14 protein-coding genes are annotated in these 10,067 nt (G+C 55.0%); all 14 read left to right on the top strand.

Annotated elements, in window-relative coordinates:
• The coding region (locus ACOSYY_RS08080) for a hypothetical protein (RefSeq protein ID WP_421661758.1) at nt 1-216 on the top strand (216 nt) is incomplete at its 5' end.
• A gap of 276 nt (nt 217-492) precedes the next feature.
• Entirely contained in the window at nt 493-1,317 is an 825-nt protein-coding gene (locus tag ACOSYY_RS08075) for a flagellin N-terminal helical domain-containing protein (RefSeq protein ID WP_421661757.1), read from the top strand.
• 69 nt (nt 1,318-1,386) lie between these two features.
• Nucleotides 1,387-1,749: a flagellar protein FlaG gene (locus tag ACOSYY_RS08070; RefSeq protein ID WP_421661756.1), complete on the top strand. Its 363-nt coding sequence runs from the start codon at nt 1,387-1,389 to the stop codon at nt 1,747-1,749.
• 18 nt (nt 1,750-1,767) lie between these two features.
• Nucleotides 1,768-3,171 carry a flagellar filament capping protein FliD gene (gene fliD / locus ACOSYY_RS08065; protein WP_421661755.1) on the top strand — a complete coding sequence of 468 codons (1,404 nt, stop codon included), beginning with the start codon at nt 1,768-1,770 and terminating at the stop codon, nt 3,169-3,171.
• A 20-nt stretch (nt 3,172-3,191) separates the two neighbouring features.
• Entirely contained in the window at nt 3,192-3,584 is a 393-nt protein-coding gene (gene fliS / locus ACOSYY_RS08060) for a flagellar export chaperone FliS (protein ID WP_421661754.1), read from the top strand.
• The gene (locus ACOSYY_RS08055; protein ID WP_421661753.1) at nt 3,581-3,907 is read left to right on the top strand and encodes a hypothetical protein; all 327 of its coding nucleotides are present in this window, start codon (nt 3,581-3,583) and stop codon (nt 3,905-3,907) included. The genes fliS and ACOSYY_RS08055 overlap by 4 nt, the downstream gene beginning before the upstream one ends.
• Nucleotides 3,908-4,070: 163 nt before the next feature.
• Complete coding sequence (locus ACOSYY_RS08050) at nt 4,071-4,679, top strand: PilZ domain-containing protein (protein WP_421661752.1); 609 nt, start codon at nt 4,071-4,073, stop codon at nt 4,677-4,679.
• Between the two features lie 82 nt (nt 4,680-4,761).
• The gene (locus ACOSYY_RS08045; protein WP_421661751.1) at nt 4,762-5,772 is read left to right on the top strand and encodes a methyl-accepting chemotaxis protein; all 1,011 of its coding nucleotides are present in this window, start codon (nt 4,762-4,764) and stop codon (nt 5,770-5,772) included.
• Between the two features lie 557 nt (nt 5,773-6,329).
• On the top strand, nt 6,330-6,635 hold the full coding sequence (locus ACOSYY_RS08040) for a helix-turn-helix domain-containing protein (protein WP_421661750.1): 306 nt from the start codon (nt 6,330-6,332) through the stop codon (nt 6,633-6,635).
• Nucleotides 6,636-6,908: 273 nt separating this feature from the next.
• On the top strand, nt 6,909-7,289 hold the full coding sequence (locus tag ACOSYY_RS08035) for a chemotaxis response regulator CheY (RefSeq protein ID WP_526023303.1): 381 nt from the start codon (nt 6,909-6,911) through the stop codon (nt 7,287-7,289).
• A 45-nt stretch (nt 7,290-7,334) separates the two neighbouring features.
• A complete protein-coding gene (locus tag ACOSYY_RS08030; protein WP_421661749.1) occupies nt 7,335-7,922 on the top strand; it encodes a protein phosphatase CheZ in 588 nt (195 codons plus the stop codon).
• A 12-nt stretch (nt 7,923-7,934) separates the two neighbouring features.
• Complete coding sequence (locus tag ACOSYY_RS08025) at nt 7,935-8,705, top strand: flagellar motor protein (protein ID WP_421661748.1); 771 nt, start codon at nt 7,935-7,937, stop codon at nt 8,703-8,705.
• Nucleotides 8,706-8,782: 77 nt separating this feature from the next.
• Entirely contained in the window at nt 8,783-9,586 is an 804-nt protein-coding gene (locus ACOSYY_RS08020; protein ID WP_421661747.1) for a flagellar motor protein MotB, read from the top strand.
• 135 nt (nt 9,587-9,721) lie between these two features.
• Nucleotides 9,722-10,024 (top strand): STAS domain-containing protein, encoded by a 303-nt coding sequence (locus ACOSYY_RS08015; protein WP_421661746.1) that lies wholly within the window; start codon nt 9,722-9,724, stop codon nt 10,022-10,024.
• The last annotated feature ends 43 nt before the right edge of the window (nt 10,025-10,067 follow it).

Raw genomic sequence — 10,067 nt, 5'->3', positions numbered from 1 at the left:
ATACGAGCTGCCGAAGGGTCAATAAGTAAGTACGCAGAGACTCTGCGAACCGAGGGTTCGGCCTTGCTCTCGGCGCTTCGATTCGGACGGGTGCCGCTTTCCGCGCTCGATGCCTGGCTGGGGCAGCTGGCGGATTATCTCGAATTTGTAGACGGAGCGTCGGCTACCATGCAAGCGGGGACAGGAGCCTCCACCTTGACGCCTTGGGTCCAGTAGCTTTTGGAAGCGCGGACGGATCAAGATCAGATTCGTCTGGCGGATCTCTTGGAGTACGAAATTCTGCCCCGGTTGGATGCCCGGTGGTGACGGCAGATGGTGTCCGTTGTCACTGGCTCAGCCTCTTCGTGCTCGATTGATGGGCCGCTCAAGTCCCTCTTGATTCAGCCGATAAGGCACCAGACCCGCTCACAGGTATGAGTTGGGCATGCGCTTCTGCACGGATGCCGGAGGCGAAGAGGCTGATCAAGTTTTTGGCTCAAGGAGGAAGGGGCTATGTCAATTATCGTCAATAACAATCCCGCATCGATCTCGGCCCAGCGCAATCTGGGAGTGAGTACGGCGAGCTTGGGCCGCTCGGTTGAGCGCCTATCGTCCGGCCTCCGCATCACCCGCGCCGCCGACGACGCCGCGGGTCTCGGATTATCCGAAACGTTGCGAGCGCACATTCGTAGCATCAACCAAGCCGTTCGGAACTCCTCGGACGGAATTAGCTTGACGCAGATCGCCGACGGAGCGGCTGCCACGATCGGAAATTTGTTGGGCCGGCTCCGCGAACTGGCTTCGCAGTCGTCCAGCGGCACGGTAGGCGCCACCGAACGGTCGTACATCGATCAGGAGTTTTTGGCGCTGCGTTCTGAAATCGACCGCATTGCGCAGGTGACGGAGTTCAACGGGCAAGCGTTGACCAGCGGCAGCTCGATCAGTTTCACGATGCAGGTTGGGTTCAAGAGCGGCAGCGGCAACACGTTAACGATGGACCTCAACCAGCTGACGATTTCCGCGCTGAGCCTCAGCAGCGTGAACGTGTCCACATCGGCCAATGCGCAGAGCGCGCTGAGCAACATCGACAGCGCCATCAGCGCCGTCGCAACCGCCCGTGCCGAGTATGGGTCGCTCCAGAATCGATTCGAAGCTACGATCGCGAATCTGGAGATTTCGAGTGAGAATCTCACGGCGGCCGAATCGCGGATCCGGGATGCGGACATCGCCTATGAGACCTCGCAATTCACCAAGAACCAGGTCCTGGTGCAAACAGGTATCGCCGTGCTTGCGCAGGCGAATACGCTGCCACAGCAGGCTCTGGCATTACTCCAGTAGTAATCGACTATCGTGGTCGCGCCTCCTTCGCTGGGGGCGCGGCACCGATAGATTCGTGCGGAGGCTGCCATGATACACAGCGTTACACCAAAGGCAGATCTTCTGGTCGAACGCATTCGTAAGCAAGAACCATCGGATGCGATGGGACATAAGGCGCGAGTAAGAAAAAGCGACTCGGAAGGGCAGTCGACTTCCCAGGCACCAGTTGACCGAGCCGAGATCGATCGGGCCGCGGTGAAGATCAACGAACTCCTCAGTCTGGCGGATTCCCAGCTCGAGATTCATGTGGACAATGAAACCGAACGGGTGGTGGTGAAAGTCGTCGAACAAGAATCCGGCGAGGTCATTCGGCAAATTCCACCAGAAGAGTTGCTTGAGCTGGAAAAGTATTTGTCGAGTCCGAAGGGGCTGTTGCTGCAGGAACAGGCATAGAACAATCGCGGGGATCGCATGGCGACGATAAGTTTTGGCGGTTTGGGAAACGGACTTGACTTCGGCCAGGTTGTCGACCAACTGGTCAAGGCGTCGCGCATCCCCGTTGATCGGCTCAATGCCAAGAAAGCCGACCTCAATTCGAAATCGACCGACTTTGCCACGCTGAGCACAAAGTTGATCGCCCTGCAAAGCACGGCTGACAAAATGCGTCTCCCCTCCAGCTTCGATCGCTCCGGCGTATCGGTCAGTGATTCGACTGTGCTTGCAGCGACAGGGGCCTCATCTGCCGTTCAAGGAAGCTACACCATCAAGGTCGCACAACTGGCGCAATCGCACCAGATAACGAATAGGGCGGCGAAGGCGGTCGCGTCCGCGACGACCGATATCGTGAGCGGCCTCTCGGGGACATTCACCTTTCGCGTTGGCAGCGGTACGGATCAAACGGTCAGTCTGAGCGCCGCCGCGACAATCGAAGATCTCAAAACCGCCATCAATGATCTCGGGGCCGGCGTCACGGCCTCCGTGATCAACACGGGGAGCGAATCATCTCCGGCTTACCGGCTGGCGCTGACTGCCGTCAACACTGGAGCCGGGAACACGGTCACAATTGTCGCGGACAACACCGATCTGGACTTTTTAAACAGTAGCGGAGCCGGAGGAACCGATACGCTGCAGGCGGCGCAAGATGCCGTGATCATCGTGGGCGATCCCAATTTAAACCCCGTGACGTTTCAGCGTAGTAGCAATACCATGACGGATGCTATTGCCGGGGTGTCGTTGACACTGAACAAGACCACCGGCTCGGACACGATCTTGGTCAATGTCTCCCGGGATGTGACGGCTGTCCAAACAAATATCAAGGATCTGGCGGCCGCGTACAATGAGGTGGTCAAGTTCATTAACGAACGGAGCACCTACGACGTCGCCTCTAAGGAAGGTGGGATCTTTTTCAACGAACCGACGGTGCGAAGGGTGCTTAGCCAATTGAGGACGGCACTCTCTTCTGTTGTGTCTGGATTGACCACGTATGTTTCTGTGGGTGACGTCGGGTTCAAAACGGAGCGCGACGGCACAGTGACCATCGATGACGTCAGGCTGAGTGCGGCGCTTAGTTCAAATTACGCTGCGGTCAAGAATCTATTCGTGACACAAACGGGCAGCGTCGGTGTGGCACAACTCGTCAATACAGCGGTGGATACGCTGGATGATATTGAATCTGGGGCGCTGACGCTCCGAAAGCACGGTCTTACCGACCAGATTTCTGATGTGACGGACGAGATCGCTAGAAAAGAAGATCTCATCGCGCAGTATGAAGAGCGCCTCCGCCGTCAGTATGCCGCGCTCGATGGGCTGCTTGGGCAACTCCAGAGTCAGATCGGCTTCCTTCAGGCCAATTCCTCGTTGACGAGAAAAAATTAGGACTGTCCTGGAAAGGACCTATGCTCACTCAATATACGAATCAATATCAACAGACACAGGTAATGACTTCGTCCAGAGTCCAGATCGTCGTGCTGCTCTACGATGCGGCCATTCAATCGATTGAACTCGCTCGAGCCGGAATCGAGTCGAGCAATCCGAAAGAAAAAGGCCGATTTCTCGGACGAGCCATTTCTATTATCGGAGAGCTCAACAGCGTGCTCGACTTCGAACAAGGCGGTGAGATCGCGCGCTCGCTACACCGTCTCTATGAGTACATGCTCAGCGAGCTGGTCACGGCTAATGCCCGCAATGATGCGCGACATCTCAATGGTCCGCTGCGTTGCTTGACGACGCTTCGCGAGGGGTGGCGTGAGATCGTGGCGCAGCAGACTCGTATGGCAGGTGTACGATGAACTGCGCGGGAGCGCATTGCCGGGCCGATATCGTGCGGCTCACAAAGGCTGCTGCAGAGGCAGCTGAACTTGGACGATGGGACGCCGTTGCTCAATGTTATCGTGAGCGGGGTGTCCTCTTGGCTGCCATACAGACGCCGGTCCAAGAGGCGAACGATCTGCTGAAACTCGATGAACAGATCCGCGATCGTGTGCGTGTCATGCAAGCCGTGTTTGTGTCTCTATTGGGTGAGGCGACGGCGACCAAGCATCGGCTTCAGGGCCTACATCAGCGACTTGGAGAGCAGCTTTCGACCCTTATGACCGTATCGATGAAGGCGTAGCAGGGGGACGGACGGATCATGATCAAGCAGGCACCCCTCGACGCGAACAGGCTATCCGATGACTTGTCTCGGGCTGCCCAGAAGTTGGCGTAGGCTCAGTCTTCGGTATTGGCGTACGCTGAGGCACTGAGTTGCGCTGCATAACGTCGAAAATGATCTGACCATGGCGCCTCCTTCAGTCACGACACCTTCCATGCCATCCAAGAATGCCCCAGATGAACGGCGTGAATGGATCAGAATTGATGACCGTGTGCTGATGGAATACCGTTTATTGAGCGAGACTGGGATTGTTGACCCTGTCGAGACGAACAGGGCCACACCGGAGACGATTTCCGCAGCAGTCACGAAACCGACCGCGGATCTGCTCGCTCGCACAGGAGAATCATTGACCGGATCACCGCTGCTTCCATGGATCCTGAAAGTCGACTATTTGCTTGAAGTCATCCTCAACTCTTTGGCCACCAGCCAGCCGTCGAGTGTCATCATGGCACGACCCACGGATGTCAATCTGAGTGGGGGGGGGGTAGGATTCGTCTCGCCCCGGGAATTCTCCGTCGGTGATCAGCTCGCGATCAAGTTAATTCTTCCGCCGTTCATTCTCATCCAGACCATGGCGAAGGTGACTCGGTCCGTCTCTCAGGCAGGCGGACAAAAGTTTGCGATTGCCACCGAATTCGTAGACCTCAAGGTGGATGATCAGGAACATCTGATCCGCCACATTCTTCACGCAGAGGCCGAACGCTTGCGTGCACGCCGTAATCATTTCAGCTAGGGCAATCATAGTCCATAGACTGCGGATGCCACCGAAGAATTCATTCGATGCCGTACGAATTATGGAAACCTAGGGGACGTTGATGAATCAGCTCAATATCAAAGAGATTATCGGCAACATCGAAAAGCGGATCGACGATCATCGGCTTGTGAACGCTAGAATAACGAGCGAGATCACTATTCTCTCGTTAAACGCAACCATAGAAGCGGCGAGAGCCGGTGAAGCTGGAAGAGGATTTGCCGTGGTTGCGACAGAGGTGAAACATCTGGCCGCGCAAGCCGCCGACGCATCCAAAGCGCTGAGTTCAATACGTGAAGAAACGAGCGAGTTGAATCGACGGTTCATGGACGGAGAGCACGATCGGCTTTCAGAGATGGCACAGACGCTGGTGCAGTTGATCGTACGCAATCTGTACGAACGTACCGCCGACGTTCGTTGGTGGGCGATGGATGAAGCGTTGGTCACTGGTTTGGAGTCGTTGGATGGAGCGGCTCTCCAGCATGCAATTGAACGACTCGCTCTGATCAATCGATTTTATTCCGTATATCTAAACCTTATATTGGTTGGAACCGACGGCAAAATCATGGCCTGTTCGCAGCCCGGGAAGTTTCCGAGGATAATAGGAGCCGATGCAACGAGAGTCTCCTGGTTTCGGAAAGCCATGGCGACGACGCACGCCGACCAGTATGTGGTCGACGATATTTGTCATGATCCACTCCATGGCGATAAATTGGTCGCCGTGTACGCCGCTGCCGTTCGGAAGAAGGGAACGTCAAACGGAAAAATAATCGGAGTTTTAGGGGTGGTATTTGATTGGGAAGAGCAATCCAGCACTATTATTCAGAAAGAACCGGCGATATCCGAATCTTCGTGGAAACGTACCCGCGTAATGCTGCTGGATAACAGACTTCGCGTTATCGCCGCATCCGATCATCAAGGAGTACTTGAGCCGTTCACAATTCAGCATCAAGGGCGCCAAAGAGGCCATTACGTGAACGACAAACATGAAGTGATCGCGTATGCGAAAACTCTCGGCTACCAAGAATACGATGGCCTTGGATGGTATGCAGTGGTCGTGCAAAAGCTTAGATGAATCGGTCGTGTCCAAAAAGGCGCATAGGTGTCGGGTTCGAGTGGCTTCGAAGAACGACGCGTTAAGAGTGCATGGAGATACTTGAGCCGCTCGACCGAATTCAGCGCTAGCGGCAATGTCCCGCGAAGCAGCTGGTCATCCCCAACATACTCCTCGAGCAACTTCTTGAACTACAGAACATTGACGCGGACACGTCCTGGAACACGATTGAGAATGAGAGCTGACTGAAAAGCTCGCAGAGGGGTTTCAGCAAACGCTGGATCTGATCCGGCAGTCTTTCCTGCAACGCGCCCAACACCTTTCCACACTGCTGTAGCCAAAATGCGCAAACCCCTGTAGAGATCCAAGAAGGAGTGAGGATCCAAGGTTACGACCACGATGTGATGGTCGGCAATGAGAAAAGAGAGTGTATGATAATTCGCTCACGCTCCAATATGAGCAATGATCACGTCCGCGCGGAATACTCTGAAATTCCAGATGAGGCGTTTCCGCTGTGGATAAGTCATGTTGACCTTTGCCAATGTGTCGCCGGTGCGTCCAAGTGGAATGAGTAGGAAATGAAGTTGTGGGTCGAGATCCGCTTGTATCGGGCACTCAAGTTTTGGAACCGCCGCGCCGATATCTCAGTCGTCATGAATAATGAGATACCCACAGCAACAGCAATCCATGCCGACGAAGTCACCGCGCGGGAGAGGGAAATTCTGACCGTGGTGGAGGTGGCTCGGTTTCTCCGGGTACCGAAGTCCACCGTCTATAAGCTCGCCCGAGTCGGTGAACTACCGGCGTCAAAGATTGGAAAACATTGGCGCTTTCTTCGCCGCGATATCCATGAATGGATGCATGGTCGGTCTCGGCAAAGCTAGACACCCGCGAGTTGCTGTCCGACCCATTGACAGAGTGGCGGCATGATCCTACCGGCGACGGTTTTCCGGAGGATAAGCCTTTCTCCACACGTCGATCGTTTCCCACCCAGGCGTCGAAGTCGGCCGCGGATGAAGCCTTCCGGCTCAGGTCTCTACGCGAATGTGCCGATATCCGATGAAGAGCGAGTGACCGTGAACAGGTTTGACCCTCCCATAATGGACAAGACCGCCGGTCATCGTCGCCGTGACGGCAGGTAGGAAAAAGGAGGCGTTATGCCAGCCGATCCAAACATGAAAATCCTCGTGGTCGATGACATGGTGACGATGAGGAGGATCGTCAAGAATATCCTGAAGCAGTTGGGGTTCGTCAATGTGGAAGAAGCAGAAAACGGACAGGAGGCATTGCAGAAGCTGCGGGCCGACACCTATGGCTTCGTCGTGTCCGACTGGAACATGCCGGTCATGACGGGCATCGACATGCTCCGTGCGGTCCGAGCGGACGAGAAGCTCAAGACAACACCCGTCTTGATGGTGACGGCTGAGGCGCAACAAAGCAACTTGATCGAGGCGGTGCAAGCAGGTGTCAGCAACTACATTGTCAAACCGTTTACCGCCGAGACTTTGCAAGAAAAGATCGAAAAGATCTTTAAGTAGCCGGTGATCAAGCAGACCATGCATACACCGGAATGGAGAGGGGCCGTGCACAACCACGAACATAAATTATATGAAGAACTCGGCGCCTTGGCCCGTTTTGTTGATAATGCGATGAGAGCCATCTCGGCGGTCAGTCCTCAAATCGTGTCCAGCAGCGCTCAGCTTCCTGCCGCTGCCTCCCATCTGAGCGACCTGAGCAAGATGACTGAGGACGGCACATTAGAAGTCATGCGTTTGACGGAGACGATTCAGGATCATCATGGGCAGATCGCCAAAGACCTTTCCGCGATCGTTGAGATTCTCCGGGCAATGGACTGTGCAACTCTTGTAGGTCGTCTCGACAATGTGACCTCTGTTCTGGCGCAGAACGGCAAATGTCTGACGGAGATCATGACTGCGCTATCCTTTCAAGACCTGGTGGCTCAGCGAGTGAAGAAACTCGCCGCAATTCTTGAGGAAGTGCAAGGAAAGCTGATGGAACTCGTGGTCGTGTTCGGCCTTCAGGAGAGCAGGGAGGCGGCACATGATACGGGCACAGCCGGGCACTTACTCAAACAACTTGAGGAATCGAACACGACGGCCATGAAGCAGAAGGTCGCCGACGACATCCTGGCTCAATTCGGGTTCAAATGAGGCGTCTGCACGATGGATATTGCAACAATACTCGGGGTGGTGATCGCGTTGGGTTCCATCCTCGGAGGGCAGGTGCTGGAAGGTGGCCATGTGAGTTCGATCCTGCAGCTGACCGCTTTTATCATCGTGATCGGCGGGACCGCCGGAGCAATCTGCATCCAGAATCCGCTACCGGTCGTCATCAAGGCGGTCGGCGCGCTATCTCTGGCGTTTTCAGGCCCCCATATCGACAATAAGGGAACGATCAAACTGATTTTGGATCTCGCCAATCTCTCGCGAAAGCAGGGGTTGTTGGCGCTTGAGGGGAAATTGAAAGACATCAATGATCCCTTCATGAAGAAAGGGATTCAGTTGATCGTCGACGGCACCGAGCCAAAAGCCGTGCACGAGATTCTTGAGATTGAAGTGGAACACCACGAAGAGCAAGGCGTGATAGCGGCCAAGGTCTGGGAGGCTGCCGGAGGATACGCACCGACCGTCGGCATCCTTGGCGCGGTGCTGGGGTTGATTCATGTGATGGAAAATCTAGCCGATCCCTCGAAGCTGGGCAGCGGGATCGCGGTCGCGTTCGTCGCCACGATCTACGGCGTGGGAGCGGCAAACCTCTTCTTTCTTCCTCTTGCCAACAAAATCAAGCTGAGGCTGAGAGAGGAAACAGGCGCCCGTAACCTCATCATCATGGGGCTGGTCGGACTCGCGCATGGTGAAAATCCAAGGTTGCTGCAAGAAAAACTGGAGGGTGTTCTTCCACATCGCGAACGAATCAAGGAGACAAAGAAGTGATACGACAGATGTGAAACGTCATGCGACGAACAGGGGTCGAACATCTCTTCTTTTGCGTCTAACGGTTTACAAACGTTATGGCCAAGCACAAACACGAAGAACATGAGAATCACGAGCGATGGTTGGTCTCGTATGCCGATTTCATCACGTTGTTGTTTGCGTTCTTTGTCGTGATGTACTCAATCTCGTCGATCAACATCGGAAAGTATAGAACCGTCAGTGAATCAATCAAGGCGGCGCTCAATCCACTCGCTAACCAGTCGGGTGCGAATCAGGTATTCAGCGTCGGTGAGGCGAAACTGGCGCTGCAAGGAAGGAATCCAACCGACGCCAAGGAATTCACGATTCGCCGTATCCGTGAACTGGCCCAAGTCATTAAGGATAAGCCTCTGAAAGACATGGTAGCTTTCGTCAACGTCGTGCAGACGGTCAATGGAGATGTCGTAATTACGATTCCCGATCGACTCCTGTTTAATAGTGGCGAAGCGACTGTCAGAACGGAAGCTCTTCCTTTTCTCGGAGGATTAGGCGGCGCTATCCTGGAAATGAACCGGCATGCCCGCGTGGAAGGGCATACAGATAACGTTCCGATCCGGACGGCACAATTTCCTTCCAATTGGGAACTGTCGGCCGCTCGGGCGGTGATGGTCGTGCGGGTGCTGTCAGAGCTCTACGGAGTACCGGCGGATCACTTGGCGGCCGTGGGGCATGCCGATACTAGGCCCGTGACGGCCAATTCCGATGCGGAACAAAGGGCCAAGAATCGTCGAGTCGAAGTCGTCATTCTTGAACAGGCCCCGGCCGCTCCGATTCTCCAGTCCGGCAAGGAATCAGAACCATCCGAGCAATCGGCGGAAAATATGCCGCAAGGACCGCCGTAGCAGGGACGGGAGTTGTTGGGCCAAGAGCGATTTAAATGCCATAGGCCGGTATGGGGGTCATGCAGCCGACTCTCAAGTCCCAATCAAAAACAGCCGACAATATCCAGTGATTTCAGGAAGTGGACTGACGTACCGATGACAGACGGACGATCTTCGTCTCAGACACACCAGGTTGAAGGGCAGAATGCCAGACACTTGGCTCCAACCGGCGACATCACCATTTTTGAAGCAGGGGAGTTCAAAGAGTCATTGGTGAAACTGTTTGCGAACGATGGATTGGTATCGTTGGATCTCAGCGGCGTCGCCAGAGTGGACACGTCGGCCATCCAACTGATGCTGGCCGCGCGCAAGCAAGGACGGATGATTGTAACGGGTATCTCCGAAGACCTTCGGATGAAATTAAATCAGCTTGGATTTACCGCTTCTCTAAGCGAGTGAGGCGCACGCTCTGGGGATCTAACTTACGGGAGCACGTGCACGC

It is taken from the genome of Nitrospira sp. BLG_2 (assembly GCF_049222245.1).
The sequence above is the reverse complement of the archived record's forward strand: the minus strand, read 5'-3'. Positions and strand labels throughout refer to the sequence as shown.

Excerpts from the sequence above, each read along its gene's own strand:
- ACOSYY_RS08075 (WP_421661757.1), top strand. The coding sequence starts at position 493 with ATGTCAATTATCGTCAATAACAATCCCGCATCGATCTCGGCCCAGCGC.
- ACOSYY_RS08070 (WP_421661756.1), top strand. The coding sequence starts at position 1,387 with ATGATACACAGCGTTACACCAAAGGCAGATCTTCTGGTCGAACGCATT.
- fliD (WP_421661755.1), top strand. The coding sequence starts at position 1,768 with ATGGCGACGATAAGTTTTGGCGGTTTGGGAAACGGACTTGACTTCGGC.
- fliS (WP_421661754.1), top strand. The coding sequence starts at position 3,192 with ATGCTCACTCAATATACGAATCAATATCAACAGACACAGGTAATGACT.
- ACOSYY_RS08055 (WP_421661753.1), top strand. The coding sequence starts at position 3,581 with ATGAACTGCGCGGGAGCGCATTGCCGGGCCGATATCGTGCGGCTCACA.
- ACOSYY_RS08050 (WP_421661752.1), top strand. The coding sequence starts at position 4,071 with ATGGCGCCTCCTTCAGTCACGACACCTTCCATGCCATCCAAGAATGCC.
- ACOSYY_RS08045 (WP_421661751.1), top strand. The coding sequence starts at position 4,762 with ATGAATCAGCTCAATATCAAAGAGATTATCGGCAACATCGAAAAGCGG.
- ACOSYY_RS08040 (WP_421661750.1), top strand. The coding sequence starts at position 6,330 with ATGAAGTTGTGGGTCGAGATCCGCTTGTATCGGGCACTCAAGTTTTGG.
- ACOSYY_RS08035 (WP_526023303.1), top strand. The coding sequence starts at position 6,909 with ATGCCAGCCGATCCAAACATGAAAATCCTCGTGGTCGATGACATGGTG.
- ACOSYY_RS08025 (WP_421661748.1), top strand. The coding sequence starts at position 7,935 with ATGGATATTGCAACAATACTCGGGGTGGTGATCGCGTTGGGTTCCATC.
- ACOSYY_RS08020 (WP_421661747.1), top strand. The coding sequence starts at position 8,783 with ATGGCCAAGCACAAACACGAAGAACATGAGAATCACGAGCGATGGTTG.
- ACOSYY_RS08015 (WP_421661746.1), top strand. The coding sequence starts at position 9,722 with ATGACAGACGGACGATCTTCGTCTCAGACACACCAGGTTGAAGGGCAG.